General features: G+C 70.3%; 17 protein-coding genes. 4 read left to right on the top strand and 13 right to left on the bottom strand.

Translation table 11 applies throughout. From position 1 onward, the window contains the following. Positions 1 to 569: 569 nt before the first annotated feature. Positions 570 to 899 (bottom strand): hypothetical protein, encoded by a 330-nt coding sequence (locus tag M8I34_RS03715; protein ID WP_176963827.1) that lies wholly within the window; start codon positions 897 to 899, stop codon positions 570 to 572. Between the two features lie 220 nt (positions 900 to 1,119). Here M8I34_RS03715 and M8I34_RS03710 point away from each other — a divergent pair, with 220 nt between their 5' ends. Both M8I34_RS03710 and M8I34_RS03705 read left to right on the top strand, forming a co-directional pair. Beyond that, a complete protein-coding gene (locus tag M8I34_RS03710) occupies positions 1,120 to 2,043 on the top strand; it encodes a hypothetical protein (RefSeq protein ID WP_250047854.1) in 924 nt (307 codons plus the stop codon). Between the two features lie 412 nt (positions 2,044 to 2,455). After that, on the top strand, positions 2,456 to 2,854 hold the full coding sequence (locus M8I34_RS03705; protein WP_250047853.1) for an MGMT family protein: 399 nt from the start codon (positions 2,456 to 2,458) through the stop codon (positions 2,852 to 2,854). 309 nt (positions 2,855 to 3,163) lie between these two features. Here the strand turns inward: M8I34_RS03705 and M8I34_RS03700 are convergent, their stop codons facing one another. Further along, positions 3,164 to 3,973, bottom strand: coding sequence for a hypothetical protein (locus M8I34_RS03700; protein ID WP_250047852.1), 810 nt, complete (start codon positions 3,971 to 3,973; stop codon positions 3,164 to 3,166). Positions 3,974 to 4,397: 424 nt separating this feature from the next. On the opposite strand from M8I34_RS03700, the gene M8I34_RS03690 reads away from it, so the two are divergent. Next, positions 4,398 to 4,616 carry a hypothetical protein gene (locus M8I34_RS03690; protein WP_250047851.1) on the top strand — a complete coding sequence of 73 codons (219 nt, stop codon included), beginning with the start codon at positions 4,398 to 4,400 and terminating at the stop codon, positions 4,614 to 4,616. Here M8I34_RS03690 and M8I34_RS03685 read toward each other — a convergent pair. The 6 genes from M8I34_RS03685 to M8I34_RS03660 are packed head-to-tail and all read right to left on the bottom strand — an operon-like array spanning position 4,592 to position 10,864. After that, positions 4,592 to 5,233, bottom strand: coding sequence for a phage tail protein (locus M8I34_RS03685; protein ID WP_250047850.1), 642 nt, complete (start codon positions 5,231 to 5,233; stop codon positions 4,592 to 4,594). The genes M8I34_RS03690 and M8I34_RS03685 overlap by 25 nt on opposite strands. Further along, positions 5,230 to 7,245 carry a putative baseplate assembly protein gene (locus M8I34_RS03680; RefSeq protein WP_250047849.1) on the bottom strand — a complete coding sequence of 672 codons (2,016 nt, stop codon included), beginning with the start codon at positions 7,243 to 7,245 and terminating at the stop codon, positions 5,230 to 5,232. Before M8I34_RS03680 ends, M8I34_RS03685 begins: the two co-directional genes overlap by 4 nt. Further along, positions 7,245 to 7,667 (bottom strand): GPW/gp25 family protein, encoded by a 423-nt coding sequence (locus M8I34_RS03675; protein WP_250047848.1) that lies wholly within the window; start codon positions 7,665 to 7,667, stop codon positions 7,245 to 7,247. The genes M8I34_RS03680 and M8I34_RS03675 overlap by 1 nt, the downstream gene beginning before the upstream one ends. Positions 7,668 to 7,714: 47 nt before the next feature. After that, positions 7,715 to 9,634 (bottom strand): VgrG-related protein, encoded by a 1,920-nt coding sequence (locus tag M8I34_RS03670; RefSeq protein ID WP_250047847.1) that lies wholly within the window; start codon positions 9,632 to 9,634, stop codon positions 7,715 to 7,717. Continuing rightward, complete coding sequence (locus tag M8I34_RS03665) at positions 9,631 to 10,425, bottom strand: LysM peptidoglycan-binding domain-containing protein (protein WP_250047846.1); 795 nt, start codon at positions 10,423 to 10,425, stop codon at positions 9,631 to 9,633. The genes M8I34_RS03670 and M8I34_RS03665 overlap by 4 nt, the downstream gene beginning before the upstream one ends. 1 nt (position 10,426) lies before the next feature. Then, the gene (locus tag M8I34_RS03660) at positions 10,427 to 10,864 is read right to left on the bottom strand and encodes a phage tail protein (RefSeq protein WP_030991913.1); all 438 of its coding nucleotides are present in this window, start codon (positions 10,862 to 10,864) and stop codon (positions 10,427 to 10,429) included. Positions 10,865 to 11,217: 353 nt separating this feature from the next. On the opposite strand from M8I34_RS03660, the gene M8I34_RS03655 reads away from it, so the two are divergent. Continuing rightward, positions 11,218 to 11,850 carry a hypothetical protein gene (locus M8I34_RS03655; RefSeq protein ID WP_250047845.1) on the top strand — a complete coding sequence of 211 codons (633 nt, stop codon included), beginning with the start codon at positions 11,218 to 11,220 and terminating at the stop codon, positions 11,848 to 11,850. A gap of 2,884 nt (positions 11,851 to 14,734) precedes the next feature. Here the strand turns inward: M8I34_RS03655 and M8I34_RS03650 are convergent. The 5 genes from M8I34_RS03650 to M8I34_RS03630 all read right to left on the bottom strand — a co-directional run bounded on the left by M8I34_RS03650 (position 14,735) and on the right by M8I34_RS03630 (position 19,662). Then, the gene (locus tag M8I34_RS03650; protein WP_199812817.1) at positions 14,735 to 14,893 is read right to left on the bottom strand and encodes a DUF6760 family protein; all 159 of its coding nucleotides are present in this window, start codon (positions 14,891 to 14,893) and stop codon (positions 14,735 to 14,737) included. After that, positions 14,890 to 15,375, bottom strand: coding sequence for a hypothetical protein (locus M8I34_RS03645; protein ID WP_250047844.1), 486 nt, complete (start codon positions 15,373 to 15,375; stop codon positions 14,890 to 14,892). The genes M8I34_RS03650 and M8I34_RS03645 overlap by 4 nt, the downstream gene beginning before the upstream one ends. Continuing rightward, complete coding sequence (locus M8I34_RS03640) at positions 15,375 to 15,818, bottom strand: phage tail protein (protein ID WP_018087540.1); 444 nt, start codon at positions 15,816 to 15,818, stop codon at positions 15,375 to 15,377. The genes M8I34_RS03645 and M8I34_RS03640 overlap by 1 nt, the downstream gene beginning before the upstream one ends. Before the next feature lie 122 nt (positions 15,819 to 15,940). Then, entirely contained in the window at positions 15,941 to 17,518 is a 1,578-nt protein-coding gene (locus M8I34_RS03635) for a phage tail sheath subtilisin-like domain-containing protein (RefSeq protein ID WP_250047843.1), read from the bottom strand. A gap of 77 nt (positions 17,519 to 17,595) precedes the next feature. Next, positions 17,596 to 19,662 (bottom strand): DUF4157 domain-containing protein, encoded by a 2,067-nt coding sequence (locus tag M8I34_RS03630; protein WP_250047842.1) that lies wholly within the window; start codon positions 19,660 to 19,662, stop codon positions 17,596 to 17,598. Between the last annotated feature and the right edge of the window lie 395 nt (positions 19,663 to 20,057).

The raw sequence follows: 20,057 nt of genomic DNA, 5'->3' as shown, positions 1-20,057 counted from the left end.
ACTCGGCATCGGTCTCAACAACGCACCACCCATAGGCGGCGGCCCACACGGCAGCAGGCCCCGCCAGATTTCACGGGGCCTGCTGCCAACCGCGATCGGTCACAATGATTGCCCGAACCCAACCACGAACGCATGAGGAGGTTCCCCGCGCAGGCGGGGTGGTCCGCGGTCGATGCGCCACTCCTCTTTGAGGTACCCGTTCTCCCCACTGCAGGCGGGAGTCGTTCGAGGAGCAAGCGCTGCCATTCGTTCACAGGAGACCACCGATGCGCGGCTCCCAGCCGACACCGCACCTCCTCGCTCTGCATAGAGCCGCAAGAGAGGCGATCACAGGTGGGAGTCCCCTGGGGCTTTTTCTGGGACTTCCGGCTGCATCGACAGGCACGAGCGTGAAACAGCCGAAAGGCCATCAGCGCAGGTCAGCACCCCACAGCCACCAATCGCGGCAGGTCACGGCGCCCCTGGTCCCTTCCGGGTATCTGATTCAGCAACAGATCAGGACACCTTTCCTTCCTCCTAGGCCGTCATCGGTGCCTCCGCCCTCACGGAAGACGCTGTCGACGGCCCGCCTAGCGCGCCTGACTGTTCGGCATGAGGTGGGTGTAGGTCCGCAAGGTGGAGCCCGGATCGTTGTGGCCGAGGTACTCCGACAGGGCCTTGACGTTCTCCCTCACGTCCAGCAGTACGGAAGCGTAGAAGTGCCCCAGCGCGTGCATCCCGTGCTCGCGCGACTCCGCGAACCGCTGACCCGGCTTGCGTGCCGGGATGGCTTCTGCGGCGACCAACGCCGGTTTCCACACACGCATGTTGAAAAAGTTGCGGTTCACCAGCTTCCGCTCCCGCGAGTAGAAGAGCAGCGACGCCGTGACCGGCGGCCCGTCCAGCGCCTTCCACGGCAACGTGACAGTGAGCGGCGATCGCCTGCGTCCTACAGGACCCGTCCCCATGCCCGGATATGAGCGGTGGAAAGGTACTCATGCACGGCGACTCGATGTGCGCCAACGTCGCCGGGCGAAACCACTCTCTGCCTGTTGACCGCCCCCGACACATCCCCTTGCTGTGCGGCACCGCATCTGAGATCCTGCAAGGCTTCGAACTCTGCTGGGGGTGGAACACGTGATGTCGCAGGAAGAAACCGTTTGGCATCTGGGGTACGTCATCATCGGTGAGAACAATAAAATTCACGAGTTGGATTTCGGAAAGGAAGTCACAGAAAGCGAGGCGGAACGGCATAGGGAGTCGGCATATTCGCTAATGGAGCTATTCACGGAATCCCCGTACACCGCCCTAGAAAAGCGCTATAGCTCCCTAAAAGCGACCTTGGCGGAACTCTCCAACCCCGAGCAAGACTCTTCCAGCACCTATGGGCGCATGGGGGCGATTCAACAGGGCGTAGACGACTTCCTGTCCGCGTTTCGCGCATTCGATGACCGAACCAGTCGGCAGCTAAACAAGAAATTCGGGGCCGCTTCTCCGGAGCTTCAACTCTTCAAACGCGCGTTGTCCCATGAGTTCGACACCTCATTTGCGTATCGCTTCGCATGTAAGTTGCGCAACTACAGCCAACACTGCGGCCGAGTGCCTTTTTCTGGCAATGTGCGAGGTTTCCTAGGGCCCGATGGCAGCAAGAACAGGATCTTCGCCCTCACGCTCGACCCTGCGAAGCTTCTTGGTGAATTCGACGCTTGGGGGGCGAAGGTCAGAGCCGATCTACAGTCCATGACGAATGAATTCTCCGCAGAGGACTTCATAGATCAAGCGATGACTTCTTGCATAGTCGCGCACGTGAAACTGGTAATATCACAAAAGGAAGCCGTAGAAGACGCAGCCAATTACATTCTTAGTTTGGGATCCAATTCGGCAAACCCTAAGAGATGGCCTGCCTTTTTCACACTGAAAAAGGACCAGTGGTCAGCCACAAGCAAGGGTCAAGACATATCATTCCAGTACGTCCGCCTGGACGTGGCGACTCATGCCCTGCAGTCGCTGAGCGGCGGGGCCGCCCTTCTTGCATCTATCGGATACGGAGAAACTGCTACCTAAGACCTGTCCCGTAATGATCTGCGACTGGGTGTGGACGTGGTCGTGGCCAGTCCGGCACCTGCGTGAAGTTCACCCTCTTCTAGGTCGTATGCAACACCCAGGACGGGATTCGAAAACCTTTCCAGTCATCGCAGTGGTCATCGATGGGAACGGCGTATCCATGAGCAAGCTTACATTCCTTGCCACTTTCCTCCCGGGTCGATACGAAATACCCGGTGCGTCGACCGTCTCGGGTTAGGGCGACATCACGTGGAACAACGGCACCGCCAACCAGCTGACCTGGGAGGCCGATAGCAGCCTGTACTCACCAACCGGGCTGGCCAACCACATCTTCACCAGCGTGACCGGCCGCAAAGCCGACAGGATACAGGGCACGGCCTGGTGGGATGTCGACACGAACCACGTTCCGGACATGGTTGATCCCGAAGACTGGGCGGCGCTGGCGGGAGTCAGTCTGGCGCGTCTGGCCAAGCAACTCGGCGGCTCCGGCAAGGACTGGACAACTCTCCACAGTCTGCTGGCTTCCCTGGGCTCCGGGCGGTGGACGACCTATGGAGACGTAGCGACCGCGGTCGGGAGCCACGCTGCCCTGATCGGCACGCACCTGGCCACCTGCAGCCAGTGCCCCAACGCATGGCGAGTCCTGAACGCTCGGGGACAGGTCAGCGCCGGCTTCAAGTGGACCGACCCCACCCGCACGGACTCCCCCGCCGATGTCCTGGCGTCCGAGGGCGTCAGCTTCGACACGGGGGCAGCGGATCCGAACACCCACCTATCCGTGTACGCCCTGAAGACCCTCCTCGACGTCTGATCCCGACCGTCGCCGAAGCGGCCGTCGAACCGCGGCAGTGGCCCTTGGCGGAGCCGACCCCGTGGGAGCCCTCTGGGACTTCTCTGGGACTTCCGGCCGCATCAACGGGCATTACTGTGAAACAGCCGAAAGGCCATCACCGCAGGTCAGCGCCCCACAGCCACCCTTCGCAGCAGGTTACAGGGCCGCCCGGTCTCTTCCGGGATATCTGAGGGGCGCCGTGGAGGAAAACCGCCGCACTCCCTCCTGACTTGCGAAGACGCGGTCGGGAGAGGGTGCGGCGGCGGCCATGGTGCTTCTCTGGGGCGCTTATCCCGTTGAGCGGCCGAAGAATTCCAGTTCGGCGATGGCTACTTGTTTGGCGTCTGTGGTGCCGTAGGCGGAGTGCAGCACCAGGCGTACGGTCAGGGCGTTGCGTACGCGGACGTCGACCTTCTGCGGGCCGCCGTCGTTGAGCCGGTAGCGCAAGAGGTGCCGCTTGCCCGCGGAGTCGGTCACGAGCAGGTCGAACTCGTGCGGGCGGGCCGGGTCGGCGGCCTGGGGGGTGCGTGCGGAGGCACCGGGCGTGATCACCATGTTCAGGAGGTCGGTGGGCTGGCCGAAGCCGGCCTCCAGGTACTGGCCGTCGGAGGCGCCCGAATAGCCCGTTCCCCACCAGGTGTTGGAGTAGCCGTCGAAGGCGAGCTTCGGGCCCTGCTCGGGCCCGGAGTGTGAGGCCTTCCAGGTGGCGGCGGGTACCTGGACGCGCTTGGCGAAGTGGTCCTGGACGGCTCGTGCGGCCGGCGGCCCGCCGATGATGCCCCCGACCACGACAGCGGCGATCACGGCTGCCACCACGGCACGGGCGATCCACCGGGTGCGGTCGCGGTGCAGCCGCGGGCGCTGTCCGGCGTAGGGCCCTTCGGCCTCCGTGCGGGCGGTGTCGGTGAGGGGGGTGGCACAGCTGTAGCAAAAGTGGCGGCGTGGCGCGTTGGGGGTGGCGCAGGTCGGGCAGGGTGTTCCGTCCTCGGGCTCGGGGGCGGCCTGCGGGGTGCGGACCCGGGGCCGGGCCGGATCGGGCCGGCCGGGCAGGACGCTGCCGGGTGCCTCCGGGGGCGCCGTGGGCGAGGCATCCGGCACGGGGACCAGGAGGGCGCGGATGCCGGTTTCGGAGATGTTCCGCTCGCCGGACGGGGGGCGCGTCGGGGCGGCCTGGCCGTGGGGGGAGTGGGCCGGGCTTTGTGGGCTCTGTGGGCTCGGTGGGCTCTGTGGGTGGTCCGGGCTGTTTGGGGTGGGCCGGGGCGGGGGCGCTGTCCCGTCGGAGGAGGGGGAAGAGGGGGAAGAGGAGGAGGTTGTGGGGAGCGGGGTGGTCGGGTGCTCGTTGCTGTCCTGGGGCGGGACGGCGGCCGCGTCGGTGGCGCCCGCGGCAGGAGGGGCAGGGGGGCTTGTTCGAGGCGGGGCCGTTTCGGGGTGTACGGCGTCGTGCCGGTTGCCGGGGCGGTGGGGAGTGCCGTGCGGTCCGCTCGCCGGGGCCTGGCTGCCGGCCGCAGGGTGTGTACGCGCCGTGTCGGGCGCCGACGTGGGCGGCGGGGGCGCGGGCTGTGGCACCGACGGCGAGGGCGTCGCGGGTGGTGAGGAGGTCGATGCCGCCGGCCGGTCCCAGCGCAGGAAAGCGCCGCAGGAGTCGCAGAAGGACTGGCCCGTCTGGGGAGCCGGGGCGCCGCAGTCCGGGCAGGTGGTGATGTCGGTGGCCATGGGTCAGGTTCCTTCGGAGGTGGCTTGAGGCATGGGTCCGGGGGTGGGTCCGGGGGTGGGTCCGGGGGTGGGTCCGGGCGTAGGACCGGGGTGGGCGTCAGGGGGGCGTGGTGTGGTCACCTCGACCGTGAAGGGGAGGTGCGCGGGGCGGGCCGCCGCTACGACGGCGTGCAGACGGTGCGGGTCGGTGGCGGCGGGGTCGTGGACCCGCAAGGTCACCCGTAGGCCGGGGTGTGGGAAGCCGGGGAACGGGCCGAGGGGGCGTGCGGACCAGGTCGCGCCGCCGCTCTCGGTGATCTCCGGGCGGGTGCCGAAGGCCAGATGGACCGCCTCGGACAGGCCGAGACGGGTGCCGCGGACCCGGTGCAGCGAGACGGCCGTGGCCACCGCGCGGCGGCGGGTGGACAGCGCTTCCGTGCCGTCGAGTTCGGTGCCGACCCAGGTCGTCAGCCAGTCGACGAAGTCCTCCGGCGCGAGAGCGGGCGTGAAGTAGCTCTCCAGGCAGTCCAGTACGTGGAAGAGCGGGGCGAGGACGACATCGAGGCCCTCGACGAAGCGCTGGGCGAAGTCGTCGTCGGCGTAGACGGCGGGGAGCGCCGCGCCCAGGGGGTGCGGGGACAGCATCCCCGTGGGTGTGCCCCTCATCGTGCCTCGATCACACGGACGCGGTGGTCGAACGGGAACAGCACGGCGGACGGCGCGAGTTCGATGCGGTCGGTGGCGTCGCCGCGGCGGCCGGTGAGCGGGTCGGCGGGGTGCAGCAGGACCTCGTCGACCAGTTCCACGCCGGGTACGCGCTGGAGGGCGGCGAAGATCTCACCGGAGCGCAGCGGGCGGCCGAACGGCCAGCCCTCCCCGTGCGCGCCGCCGGTCAGCGGGTCGAGGTAGGCGTACAGCGCGTCCAGAGCCTCGGCCCGTACGCGCTCGGCCCGCGCGGCCCGGAAGGAGTGCAGCGTCGCGACGACCGTGACGCCCTGGTAGAAGGGCGGGCCCACCGCGAGGCGGGTGCCCAGGGGGCGGCGCTCGTCCAGGAACCCCGTGATCCGGCCGAGGAGTTCCTTGCCGGGCACCAGCTGCTCGAAGCGGAGGCGGCCGCCGGGGTCGGGGACCGCCTGGGGGACGACCAGGACGCGGACGGCGTTCTCACCGGTCCGGCCCGCCGCGCCGCCCTGGCCCGTTCCGCCGGCACCGGCGGACGCGCCCGGGGCGGGCTCCGCGGGATCGACCGCGAGGCAGGCGATACGGGCCGCCTCGGGGGCCGCCCGCCGCGCCAGCTCCTCGTAGTCGCGGGCGGTCACGGCCCGTTCCTGGGCACGCAGCGCGATCGGCGCCCGCACCTTGGCCTCCTGCACCGTCTCGCCGTCGACCCCGCCGCGCGCCGCCTCCCTGTTCTCCACCCGCGCCACATACGGGATGGAGCTGCGCAGCACCTGGATCGCGCCGCGCGCCACGTTTCCGGACCGCCCGCCGCCGGTGCGGTAGTGCGCGGCCCGTATGGCCGCACCCTTGGGCGGTACGGCCCCGAACTGGCTCACCTCGCCGTTGGGCTGGCGCACCGAGGGGCCGAAGGCGATCTCGCCGGTGGCCGCGTTGAGGGTGAGGTGCCGGTCGTGCGCGCCCGAGGCGGCGAAGTCGGGGACGACCTGCCACTCCTGCCAGCCGTCCCCGTCGGAGATCTCCAGCCTCAGCGGCGGACGGTCCGCGACGACGGGTGCGTGCGCCAGGCGCAGCCGCTGGCCGGGCACGCCCGTGGACTCGCCGAGCGGCTCGTCCCGCACCACGTCGGCGTGCGCGACCCTGGTCGTGCCCCCGATGGTGAACGCGGACGCGGACCGTACCGTCGGCGAAGCGCTGTAGAAGGGCTGGCCGGGTGCGGCCTCGACGACCCGGCAGCGCAGCCAGGCGGAGTCGATCCGGCCGACGCGCGAGACGAGGTGCCCGGCGGGGACGTGCAGCACGACCTCACCGGGCCGGTTGAGGCCGCCGGTGGAGTCCTCCGCCACCTCGCACTCCGTCCACCCGTCGGCGGTCCATGCCTCCCAGCACAGCGGCGGCTGCCGCGGGTCGACGCCGACCCCGTCCACCCGGCTGTCCAGCCGCAGTACGGCCGCGCATCGCGGCACCGCCGCCGACAGCCCGAACAGCAGGGTGTCGCCCGGCTGCGGGGCGGCCGCGAAGACGGCCACATCGCGGCCGCCGAGGACGTCCTGACCGCAGTCCTCGGGCGTGGACCCGGCCTCCTGCCGCAGCACGGCGGCCAGTTCGCAGGGCATGACGGTCAGATCGTCCTCGGTGGCGAAGGACACCGCCTCCTCGGTCTCGGTACGGCCGGTGGCCACCTCCGTCCCGGCCGCCAGCACCACGGCCTCGGGCTGCGGGGCGGAGAGCCAGAAGGTGACGTCGGCGCGGGCCGCGGAGGGCGGGAAGAGGGTGACACCGAGCAGGTCGAGGAAGGCCAGATGGTTCTTCTCCGGCACCCGGTTGAGGCGGTAGACGATCTGGTCGGCCATGTGCGCGACGGCCTCGATGAGGGTCACGCCCGGGTCCGAGACGTTGTGGTCGGTCCACTCGGGGCAGCGCTGCTGGATATAGCGCTTGGCGTCGTCGACGAACTGCTGGAAGCGGCGGTCGTCGAGGTGGGGTGCGGGCAGGGCCATCAGGCTTCGCTTTCGGTGGACGGCGATTCCGTGGACGGGATCACGTAGAAGGGGAAGACGAGGCTGCGCGGGTTGTTGGTGCCGCGCACGCTGTAGCGCACATCGATGAACAGCACGGACGGCTCGTCCGGCGCCGGGCTCACCTCGACGTCCTGGACGTCGATGCGCGGCTCCCAGCGGTCGAGCGAGGACCGCACCTCGTAGCGGATACGGCCGGCCGTCGCCTCGTTGACCGGTGCGAAGACCATGTCGTGGACAGCGCACCCGAATTCGGGCCGCATCGGCCGTTCTCCGGGCGCGGTGGCCAGCACCAGCCGGATCGACTCCTCGATCTCCCGCTCGCGGCGGGCCAGCGCGATACCGCCGCCCGGGTCGGTACGCAGCGGGAAGGTCCAGCCCGCGCCGACGAACTGTTCACTCATGTCCGGTGCCCCCCTTGAGATGCATGTCCCTCACCTTCCTCAGGCCCCTAGAAGGGAATGCCGTTGCGCAGGACGGCCGGTGCGTTCAGCGTGACCGTGGCCGGCGAGTTGATGGCTGCCGCGGCGCCCGCGTTGACGGCCACCGCGCCGACCGCGGAGACGGAGACCGCGCCGACCGAGTTGACGGCCACCGCACCGGCCGACTTGAGGCTGATGGCGCCGGTCGCGTTGATGTCCGCCACGGCGCCCGCCACGACGCCGAACTTCGCGCCCGCCTTGATGTCGACCGCCCCGCCGGCACTCATCGTCAGCGAGCCGCCCGCGATCAGCGACAGGTTGCCGCCCGCCTTGATGCTCACGTTCCGGGTCCCGGTGATGGAGACGGAACCGTCGCTGCGGATGGTGACCTGGGTGCGTGTCTCGTCCATGTGGACGGTGAGCTTGCCGTTGCCGGTCTGTAGCCGGATACCGCTCTTCATCCGGGACTTGGCGTCGACGAGTTCGACGGTGTGGCCGCTGCGCGAGGCGAGGGAGCGCCAGTTGACCCGGCCGCTGGTCGGGTCGACAGCGGGCAGGCCGTCCGTCTGCGGGGTCGGCTTGTCGATACCGTTGTAGAGCCCGGCGAGCACGTACGGATGCTCCAGGGAGCCCCGGTCGAAGGCGCACAGCACCTCGTCGCCGACCTCCGGCAGGATCAGTCCGCCGCCCCGTACGCCGCCCAGCTGCGCGACCCGGCACCAGTCGCTCTCGTAGGTGTCCGACAGCCAGGGGAAGCGCAGCCTGACCCGGCCCAGCTTCAGCGGGTCCTTGGCGTTGCTGACCAGCGCCATGGCCACGCCCGGCATGGGCGGCGCCGCCTCCGCGCCGCCGGACGCGAGCCCGTACAGCGACCGGAACTGCCGTCCCGAGACGGTCAGCCAGGTGGTGAACTGCCGTCCGGACTCGAAGACATGGCGTACACCGGTCGCGGTGTACTTCCCTTCGAAGGGGAAGCCGGCGCCCTTGAGCGCGACCGGCCGGCCCGGTGTCAGCTGCGGATTGCCGGTGACCGCCACCTCCAGCTCCGCGAAGGAGCCCGCCACGTCGTCGGCGAGCGCGCGGGCGGCATGGGTGACCTGGGCCTGGGTGGTGAACGGAGTGTCGGTGGCGGTCAGTTCGGAGGCACCGAAGGGCTTGCTGAGGGCTCCGGGCGCGATATCGGCGACGATGTCCTTGCTCGCCGTGGCCGGGGACTCGGCGGACAGGGCGCGCTTGGCGCGCATGTTCCAGCCGCGCGCGCCCGCCTTGGCCACCTGCCCGGCGGCGGTGACCGCGATCCTGCTGTGCAGCGCGTTGTGGCCGAACTCCAGGACGTACGGGCTCTGCGCGGCCGGTGTGGTGTCCGCGGGCGCGGAGGAGGCGGGGTCGAGCTTGCCGAACCGCAGCTTGCCCTGCGGGTCGAAGGAGAGATGGACGTCGTTCTCCTGGGCCAGGCGCAGCAGGAAGTCCCAGTCGGTGATGTTGGGCTGGGTGGCCAGCTCGTAGACGGTGCGGGTGGCCTCCACCTTGCCGAGGGAGAGCTTGTTGCGGCCGGCGAGGCGGCGCACGATGTCGCTCGCGGTCATATTGGGGTAGCCCGCGACCCGGCGGTTGCGCAGCAGCCGGTGCCCCGGGTCGTAGCCCCGGACGACCAGGGACTTGCCGCCCGCGTCCGCGTCCACTTCGAGAGCGGTGATCTCGCCGGTCAGCATGGGGGTGCCGCGCTGCCCGTCGGTGAAGGGCGACAACACCGCCTTCGCGCCGATCTTCATCTTCGGGAAGGTCTGGAGGATGTCGGAGCCGCGGTCGGCGAAGGTGAGCTGGAAGGCGGAGGGGACGTTGACGCTGGCGTCGACCCAGCCCTCGGTGAGGAGGGCGGCGATCTTGTCGGGCAGCACCGTGCCGCCGATCTCGACGTGCAGGACGCTGGTGTAGGTCTTCTCGCTCATCGGTGGGCCTCGGGGATCGTGGGGTGACCGGAAGGGCTGGGCACTGGAGGGCCGTCGGGCGCCCCGTCGGGCGGGCCTTCGTCGGCGGCGGGCAGCAGCAGTTCGGTGCCCGGCCGCAGCCGCATCGGGTCGTCGATCTCGTTCGCCTCCGCGATCAGCCGCCAGCGGGTCGCGTCCCCGTACTCCCGCCAGGCCAGCGAGGCGAGCGAGTCGCCCGCGACCGTGCGGTGGATACGGCGGGCGGAGAGCGCGCCGGAGGTGGGGTTCTGCCCCTTGGTGGGCATGGCCACCTCGGTGAGGGACAGGGCGCAGGTGGCGCGGATCGGCTCCCCGGTGGGGTTGAACAGGGTGTAGGTGGCGCTGACGCTCGTCACATACGCGACGAACTGCACGGTGTTGAACGCCCCCCAGGAGAAGCGGACCCAAGGCGGCGAAGGGCGCTTGGAGTTGACGCTCTGGGGTGTCACCTCGCAGCAGGAGAGCAGGAGTTCCACCTGCTTCTGCACCTTCCCGGCGTTCGGGGTGCCGGAGGCGTCCAGGAACACCTCCAGCTGGAGCGTGGCGGGCCGGGTGCCGGTGAACTTCGGCGGCGCGCCGCGGGTGTAGGCGACCGCGGCCTGGGTGTGCCACTCCGCCTCCCGGCCGAGCTGCAACTGGGTCGGGTTGAACTGGAACTCCACCTCACCGATGCGTCCGCCGATGGAGCCGCCGAGGTCGGTGGGGGGCTGATGGATCGCGAGCGCGGCCCGTACGAGACTCGCGCCCGCCTTCCCGCCGGTCGGCGCGGCCACCTCAGGCACCTCCCGCGTCGGTGAATCCGTGGTGGGCGATCTCCAGCGTCTCGGTCGCCACACCCGGGCTGGCCGGGTCCAGACTCGGCCCCTGCCATCGCACGGGCAGCACCTCGACCAGCCCCCACTGCGCGACGATCGAGCCGTCCGCGCGCAGGGCGGCGATCTGGGCGGTGGGCCTGCGGATACCGGTGGCGATGGAGGAGATCCAGGCCGCCACGCGGGAGGTGTCGGGGGTGAGGGGGCGGGTGAGACGGATCGTGGAGTACGTGACGCGGGTGGGCAACTGCCAGACGAATCCGTTGTTGCCGCCCTCCTGCCGCTGCTCCACCTCCACCTCGGAGGCCAGCCCGTCACAGCCGTTGAACAGGCCGAGGTCCTGCCCGTCGATGGACAGCTTGAAGAAGACGGTGGATCCGGGGTCCTTGGGCGCGGGCATGGGGTGGCTTTCTTGGGTGGGTGGGTGAGGTGGAGTGCGTGAGGTGGGTGGGCTGGGGTGGCTGTTCCGTGGTGGCGGCGGTCGGCTCGCCTGCTCAGCGGCCTCGGTCCCGCAGTCGGCCGATTCGCTCCCGGTCGCTGCGCAACTCTGCCCGCAGCAACCGCGAGAGCGGCGCCACGAGGCGCCGGGCGAGCTCGTCGAGCTCGGCGGGGGTGGATTGTGCGGCTGGGGCTGGGGCTGGACTTGGGGTTGGTGTTGGGGCTGGGCCTCGGGTGGGGGTTGAGGGGGGTGTGGTGGAGGCGGGGGGCCGGTGTGGGGTGGAAGGTGTGCGCTGGACGGGGGCGGGGGCGGGGATGGGTACGGAGGTGCTTGCCGGGGTGTTCGCCGTGGTGACTGCGGGGAAGCTTGGCGAAGCGCTCGCCGTGGTGCCTCTGGAAACGCTCGCAGCGGCGTTCGCCGTGGTGCTCGTGGACGAGCGCGGTGCGGTTTTCACCGAGGGGCCTGGAAGGAATCCTGGCGAGGTGTTCGCCGACGTGATTGTGGGGGCGCTTGTCGTGGGGTGGGCGGTGCGTTGCACGATGCGTTGCACGGGTCGGGGCGTGCGGGTGGTCGTGACTGGGGGCGGGGAGGTGGGCACGGTCAAGGGCGCGACCGGCGGCGCCGGTGGCGTGGTTGCCTTGGACGGCGTGGATGGCGTGAGGGTGTGCCGTTGTACGGCGGGGGCCGAGGCAGGCGCCTGGGACAGGGCCGCGGCGGGGGTCCTGGCCGGAGTCGAGGCGGACGCCGGAGCCGAGGCAGACGCACGAGCCGAGGCAGGCGCAAGAGCCGAGGCAGGTGCAAGAGCCCGGGCAGACACGGGGGCAGGCAGCACGACCGGGGGCGAGGCAGGGGCCGGAGCCGAAGCCGAGGGCCATGAGGTAGTAGAGGTGGCGGAGGGAGCGGAGGCAGGGGAAGCAGCGGAGGCCCTCTGGACCGTTTGTGTATGAGTGAGTGACCGGGGAGCCAATGGCTGCTGCGCCGGATCCCCTGGCCGCACAGGCGCGCCGGCGTTCCGCGCACGGAGTGGCACAGCGGACGTGGCCCGACGAGCCCCGACCGCCGGCCCCGGTGTTCCGCCGTGTCCGACGTCTTTGCTGCTCCCGTGGGCGGACTCCCGGACGGCCAGCGCCCGAGCCGTCGCGAGAGGGGCACGCCGCACACTCCGCAACAGGCCCGGTTCGGACCGGTCGGCCTCAACCGGCTTGCGCAGCAACGGCTGTGGGCCGGACGCGGCAGACGCGGCACTGATGCTGTTCGTCGCCCCACTCGTCGGTACGGGAGTACGGGACGTTTCGATGCCGGCCGACACCTGCGGCGAAGGCACGTCCGCCGTCACGTGTGCGGGTGGTGCTGTCACGTCTGCGGGTGGTGGTGCGGTGCGTGTAGTGACGCGTTGTACGGCGGCCCGGACGGGGGTGGCCGATGCCGGCCCCTCCGGTGCGGGGGCGGTATCGGAGCGAGCGGACGGAAGGGCGGCGTCGCGCGGCTGCCTGAGCGGCGAAACGCTCGCGCGCTGGACAGGCGTCGGCCCCACCTCGGAGGCCATCGGTCCCACTTCGGAGACGGTCGGGCCCCCCTCGGACGCAGGCGACGGGAGCGCCGCGCCACCCGGCGACGTGGCCGACGGTGCGCTCGCCCGTGGGGCAGCCGACGGCCCCGCCTCGGAGACAGCGGGAGGGAGCACCGCGTCAGGCAGCGGCGTGGTCGACGGTGCGCTTGCACGCTGGACAGGCTTCCGACCCGCCTCGGAGACAGCAGACGGGAGCGGGGGCACCGCGGCCGGCGGCGTGGCCGACGACGCACGCGCGCGGTGGACGGGCGTCGGCGCAGTCGCTCCTCCCGGTGGCTCATTGGGTACGAACGGTGCGCCGATCAGAGGGCGCCGGCGGCCTGTGGGCGGGGTCGGCGGGGTGTTCCCTTCGGCACTGCGCATCCGGCCCGGGGGCACCTCGGCGCTCGCCGACCGCTGCGCCACCGGACGGCCTTCCGACGACGCGGCGCGCATTGGACCACCGACGGAGTGATCGCCCGGGACGGGGGACGCGGGGGATGCGGGGGATACGGGGGCAGGGACGTTCCCCTGAGGTGTCGCCCGCGGCCGTACCTCGCTCCGCGTGGCGGCTTCCGGATCGCCGGGGACGGGCAGCCTGCCCGGCTCGACGGGCTGGCCGGACGACGGCAGCGGAGCCCCAAGTCCCAGTGTCGGCTTGCGTGTTGCCGCTGAACGCTGCACGGAGCGGCCCGTCGGAGGCTGCTCGGCCCCGGACCCGTGCCCGCCCGGCCCGGCGGCGGGGACGGACGTGGACGTGGATGCGGACGTGGACGTGGACGCGGAGGTGGACGTGGACGTGGACACGGAGGTGGACGGGGCGGCCGCCGTGGACGCGGGCGCGGCCGTGGGCACAGATGCTGACGCAGGCCCGGACGCGGCCGCGGGCCCGGGCGCCGCCCCAGACGCAGGCCGAGATGCGGCCGCAGACGCAGACGCAGGCCGAGATGCGGGCGCAGGCGCGGACGCCGACACCGGCCTGGACCCGGCTACAGGCTCGGATGCCGACGGAGGCACAGACGCAGAGGCCGACGCAGATGTAGACGCCGACGCGGACTCGACCACCGGCACAGGCGCAGACGCCGGCGTCGGCGTCGGCGCCTGCTCCGGCGTGCCCCCATCGCCTGGCTTGTTCGGCGACGCGGTTGCCGGATCGGGGTCGCGGCGAGGGCCACTCGCGTCGGGGACGGCCGCGGGAGCACCTCCCGATTCCGGGGCGGCCCGCCGCACCCGGCGCACGGCCGCCCGTCGCTGTACTGGCCGCTGGGGGGTGTCAGGGCGCACGGCGGCGGGGGCCGGAGTCGCCCCCGCCCTCCCTGATCTCGCGGCGGGTGTCCCGGGTCCCGGAGGGGGGACCGGGCCCGGGACAGCTGTGGGCCGAGCATCGGCCAGGGGCGCCGGTTCTGCGGCAACCGGCGCCACCTCCGCGGCGACCGGCGCCGGGGACCCCGGCCCCGACGCGGCGACCTGGGCCCCGCCCACCGCCGTCACCCGACGCACCGGCGGGCCGGCCACCCGTGGCGCCGACATCAGCGCAGGGCGTAGCGGCTCCCGCGACCTTGCCTCCGACACGGACGGCACAGACAAGGCCGATGCACCAGACGAGCCAGTCGATGCAGCCGATGCAGCCGATGCAGCCGATGCAGCCGATGCAGCCGAGCCAGATGAACCAGATGAACCAGACGAGGCAGACGAGGCAGACGAGGCAGACGAGGCAGACGAGGCACGCTGCACGTTCGCAGGCCGTACCGGAACCGGACCGGCCGACGGCCCTTCACCGGCCCTGGGGAACGCACCGCCCCCGCCGGCCCCGCCGAACACTCCGGCCTGGGCCCCGACCTCGGCCCCGTCCTCCTCACCGCTCCGCCCCACGACCGGCAGTCGCAGAACCGGCAGGTCGAGGCGAGAAGGCGTCCCCGCGCCGGTTGCCGGAAGCGGGGTGAGGACTCCGCGCAGCATCCCGCCGGGTGCCGAGGCACGTACGTCATGCCCCAGTTCACCTCCGAAGGACGGATCGCGATGCGCGCTCAGCGACGCGGCGAAGCCGGCCTCCGAGACGGTGCGGGGCGCCCCCAGGACCCTCTGGACGGGAGGCACGGCGGACCAGCCACCGCCCCCGCCACTCCCCAGGCTTCCGCCACTCCCCTGGCTTCCGCCACTACCCCGGCTTCCGTCACTCCCGGCCGCAGCGTCCACCGCCGTCCCGCCCGCAGGCTCGTGCGTACGCTCCGCGCCCCGCGCGCCCCGCGGCCCCCGTAGCCACCTGAACAAGGCCATCCCCGTCACTGCTTCCCTTCGGCCCGCTCGACCAGGGCCGCGCTCTGCGATACGTACGCGCGCCGGTCGGCGTGTTCGAGGTCGAGAATGTCGTCCAGCCCCCAGTGGAAGTGGTAGGCGAGATAGGCGACTTCCTCCTCGATCCGATCAGCCGCGTACGTCACGATTCCCCCAGGCGGCTCCCGGCCAGCTCCACCTCGAAGGACTCCTCGCAGTGCGGGCAGGCCACGGCGGCGCGGGTGTGTCCCTCGGCGTTGATCTGCCGGTAGAAGTCCTGAAGAAAGGCCAGGTCGGAAGCGAACATGTTTTCCACCGTGCCGTCGTGCACGGACCCGAGCGTGCCGAGCCGGGTGATGACCCGGCCGAGCAGCACGACCGACAGGTATGCCGGGTTCTCGCGGACACGCACATCCCGCAGCGGAATCAACTCGTCGCGTGCCGTCGCCAGACGCATCGCGCCATTGCGATGAACGGTTCCGGACTCGTCCACGAATCCGCGCGGCAGCTCGAACTCGAACTCCGTCCGCAGCGGTTCGCGAACAGCCGCCTGAGACGCACCCGCCGTATCAGACATGCTCGCCGCACCCGCCGCATTCGCCATGTTCGCCGTGGGAGCCGCCGGTGTCCCCGGACCTGCGCGCCGCATTATTCGATGACCAGCTCTTCGAAGACGATGGTGACCTGCTCGGTCAGCGCGGCCGCGTCGCCCGCCTTGACCCCGCTGGTCTCCACCTTGCTGCACCAGGCATTGCGCATGTTGTAGCGCTTCACCGGGTTGTTCTGGTAGTCCATCATCATGATCGTGGCGTTCTTACGGGCCGAACCCATATCGCCCGCAATGGACTTGTTGATCCATTCACTGAACGCGCCGCTCTGCGTCATACCACGGGTCACCGTGCATTCGCCGGCCTTCTTCGTGCCGGGCATCTTCTTCACGACGGGCTTTCCGTCCGCCGAGACCTGCTGGTATTCGATGACGTCCTGCTCCATGGTCAGACCGCTGACCTCTTGCAGATATTCGACCATCACCCCGTCGATCTGCAAGCCGAAATTGTGTGAGGTGAGGGCATCACCGGGCTGAAGAGACACGCGAGTTCACTCCTGTTGCGGTAAGAGAATGTCAGTACGGGAGAGGCAAGGGAAAGGCGAGGAAGAGGGGTTGAGGGGGGGGAGGGGGCCCGACTGCGGAAGCCGACGGGCCATCCCCTCTCCTACTCCTCCAGCTCTCCGCCGCCCCCGGAGAACTGCGCCAACCGGAAGACCACGAACTCGGCGGGCTTGACCGGCGCGATGCCGATCTCGCAGACGACCCTGCCCAGGTCGACGGACTCGACGGGGTTGGTCTCCGCGTCGCATTTCACATAGAACGCGTCGTCGGGACGCTGTCCGAACAATGCTCCCGAGCGCCACTCATTGACCAGGAACGCCGAGATGTTGCGCCGGATACGGGCCCACAGCGCCTCGTCGTTCGGCTCGAACACCACCCACTGCGTCCCGATGAGGATCGACTCCTCCAGGTAGTTGAAGTAGCGCCGGACATTCAGGTACCGCCACGCCGGATCGGAAGCCAGGGTCCGCGCGCCCCACACCCGGATTCCGCGTCCGGGGAACGCCCGAATGCAGTTCACGCCGACCGGGTTGAGCAGGTCCTGCTCACCGCGGGTGATCTGCAATTCCAGATCGATCGCCCCACGGACGATTTCGTTGGCCGGCGCCTTGTGGACACCCCGCTCGGAGTCGTTACGGGCCCAGATGCCGGCCATGTGGCCGGACGGCGGCACGATGCGCGACTGGCCGGAAGTCGGGTCGAAGACCTTGATCCACGGGTAGTAGAGGGCGGCGTACCGGGAGTCGTAGCCGGCGACCTCCTGGCGCCACTTACGGATGTCACGGGCGTTCAGCGAGGGCGGCGGGTCGAGGACGGCCATCCGGTCGCCCATCAGCTCGCAGTGCGCGACGAGCCCGAGCTGGACGGCCTTGACCTGCTCCTCGTCGATGAAGCCCTGCTGGTAGGCGGCCATCAGGTCCGGTACGGCGACCATGTTGACCTCGTCGAGCGCCTCCAGGCCGCCGAATCCGGTGCGGTCGGCGGAGTCACCGATGAACTGGCCGGAGTCCAGCCGCTCGACGGCGCCCTGCGCGGCGGGGGCGGCGGGTGCCGGGGCGGGCGGGGCCAGCGTGACGCTCTGGGCCTCCGGCTTCGCCAACTGCCCCGCCGAGACCGCTTCTTCGAGAACAACCGTCTTGGACCGCTGCTTCACCTGTGCGACGACATAGTTCCGGGCGCTCTTCTTCGCGCTGACGTCGAAGCTCTCGACGACCTTGTCGCCGTCCTTGACGACCAGCTTGAACCGGTCGGCGCCGCCCTCACCCTCGGCGTCCTGCACCTCGACGGTGAGCGCGCCGCCGGCGGTGGAACCGGCCGCGATCGCCGCGACCTTGAAGGTGCCCAGCGCCACCGGCTCCCCGGCGGTCAGCGCCCTGGGCGTCGCTTCCGTGGCGGCGGAGGACTGCGGGCCGTCCGTGGCGCCGCCGACGCGCACGACGTACGCCGCCGTCCCGCCGTTGTTGAAGAATCCGTACACGGAATGCGCCAGGTAATACCCGTCCGTGAACTCGCCGAAGGCCGCCACGTACTGGGACCAGTTCGTCACCAGTGTCGGCTCGTTCAGCGGACCGGTGGGCGCCAGACCGACAAATGCCGCAACGGAGGTTCCCACCCCCTCGATGGGCCGGGATCCGCTGGCGACCTCCTCGACGTATACGCCGGGGGACAGGTAATTCGGCATGGTGCTTTTCTCCTAGTAGGCGTGTGGTGGAGGAGGGTCGGGCAAGATCGGTGAGTTCAAAGGGGCGGGGCGCGCGATCAGTTGGAGACGTTGTACGCGATGTTCTCCTCGGTGATCTGCACCGAATTCGGCATCATGGCCTGCGGCCGCAGCAGGTGCTTGAGGAGGTAATTCATCAGAGCCTCGCCGCTCATGCCCCGCAAGCTGTCCGCCAGCTTCGGATTGGTCTGCTCGAAGCGCGCGATCTCCATCACGGCGCGTTCGGTCAGGCCGGGGACGATGTCGTGGCCGTGCAGGACGTTCTGGAAGAGCCGCTCCTTGTACGCAACGGCCTTCCCGCCCCCGTCGTAGTACTTCTGCTCGCTCTCCCCGTCGCCCCGGACCTGTGGTGTGACGATGCTGGCCGCCTCGCGTTCGGCCTCCGGGCGGCCGGCCATGGCCATGATGTCCTCCACCTCGATGCCGCCGACGCCCAGCTCGAACTTGCGGACCGGCTCGGTGTATTTGGCCGGCTCTTTGAGATCGCGCGTCGGAAGACTCGAGTCGGTGTCGGCCCGGTTCTCCTTGGTCGACCAGATCTGGGGGTATTCGCGCTGGGCGAAGTCGGAGAGCATCACCCAGCCACTGCTGAGCAGACCCGACTGCTGGAGGGGGAGGTGTACACACGCGGGGGCGTCGGCGCCGTCGCTGCCCTTGGCGAAGCGGGTGCCACGCACCGCCCCCGGTGATTCGATGAAGAAGAAGACAAATCCGGTATTGGCAAGCCCCGCCTCGTCATAGGACGACGTGTTGTGCTCAAAGCCCGGAGTGTCCAGTTCCAGCTGTGTCTTCGCCCGCAGACCGCCGTCCGTGAGCATGGCGCGAGCGCGTGAGGCCGGCGTGTAGTGATGCAATTCGGCACCCATCAGGGCCTGCCGCAGCTTTTGCCGTACCGGCTCCATCCACGCGGGCTCGCTCTTCTCCTTCGAGAAGAGGTTCTTCTTCTGCCCTCTGTCCCTGTTCTCCGACTGCATGGACCTCAGGTTGCGGCTGGAGAGTTCGGCGAAGTAGCTCTGTCCCGTCCGGCCCAGTGCACTGGTCCGGTGCTCGAAGTCGGGGGCGTCCCACAGGAGCCCCTCGTCGGTCATCAGCTCGTACGGACCGTCCTCGTCGGCGGTGTAGCGCCTCAGCCGGGCCAGCCGCGCGGACTGCCGGTGCATCTCGCCCTCGACGGCACCCTCTATGTGCTTCAGCTGCTCGCGGTCGCTGTGCTTGTGCAGCAATTCGGCGATCTCGCCGAGCAATGCGAGCCGTTGCTGCGGCCGCTGATCGGTCAGCGCGTCGTACGCCTCGATCCGCTGCTGGATGGCCATGTCGGCGCACGGCTCGGCCAGCTGCCCGGCGAGGGACGCCGCCGCCTCCACCCTTTGCACGTATGCACCGTGCCCGGCCACTGGGGATGCGGATTCCGCGGACCCGGCGGCCTTCGACGGCCCCGGCCCGGGCTCCGTGCTGCGCTGCACGGGCGCGGTCCCGCTCATCACCCGCGAGGCATTCGCCTCCGCCTCCCGCTCGAACCGGTCGGAGGGGTCGGAGACCCTGGTTCCGTCGCCCCGGTCCGTCCCCGCCACCGGCCCGGTGCGCTGCTGGATGACATGGGTCAGCTCATGGGCGAGCATATGGCGGCCGGCCGCCGAGGAGCCGTCGTACCGTCCCCGCTGGAAGACGATGTGCGCACCGGACGTGTACGCATGGGCGTTGACCGATTCGGCCGATTCATGGGCCGCGGCATCCGTATGGACGCGCACATCGGAGAAGTCGGCGCCGAGCCGTGACTCCATGTCGGCCCGTACGGAGTCGTCGAGCGCACGGCCGGGCGTGCGCAGTACGCCTTCGACGGGCGAGCGCTGGACGGCGGGCGGGTTGGTGTGACCGCAGCCGGCGCCGTGCCGGTGCTGCTCGTCGGCGGCCAGGGCGGCCGCGAACGCCGCGTTGCCCACGGCCCGTTGGAGCACGGCGGCCGCCTCCGGGGTGAGGTGCCCTGCTTCCCCGGTCACGGCCTGCCTGCGGGCCACCTCGGGAGCGGTCGGGACCGTCGTACGCGCGGCAGGCGCCGTCCCCGCGCGGTCGCGCCCGGATTCCGGCCGCCGGTCATGTGCCCGCATGAATTCCCCCGTCCCGCTCACTGCCAGGACCAGCACTGGTCGGTGCTGGTCGGTGCTGGTCTGTTCTGCATCAGCGCTGATCAGTGCTGGTTACTTGCCGGTTACTTGCTGGTCGCTGCTGTCGTGGTCACTGCTGCCGTTCCTACGCTTTCGATCCTGGCGGACGGGCCGGACCGGCTGTAGAGACGAACGGGCTCCGCCGGGGGCAGCGCGCGCTGCCCGTTCGGTCACGAGGGCCGCAAGGGGACACCACCCGCCGCGTGGCCGGTATTCGGCCGGAGTTCGGCCGGGATTCGGCCGGGCCGCGTCCGGAGGCGGAGGCGCGACGCGGCCGAGGCGATGCCGGGCCGCGGTGGAGGACGGTGGGGGACAAGGCGCCGCACGGCCGGCGAATG

Origin of the sequence: Streptomyces sp. MCA2 (genome assembly GCF_023544705.1) — a bacterium.
Lineage (GTDB): Bacteria > Actinomycetota > Actinomycetes > Streptomycetales > Streptomycetaceae > Streptomyces > Streptomyces decoyicus.
The sequence above is the reverse complement of the archived record's forward strand: the minus strand, read 5'-3'. Positions and strand labels throughout refer to the sequence as shown.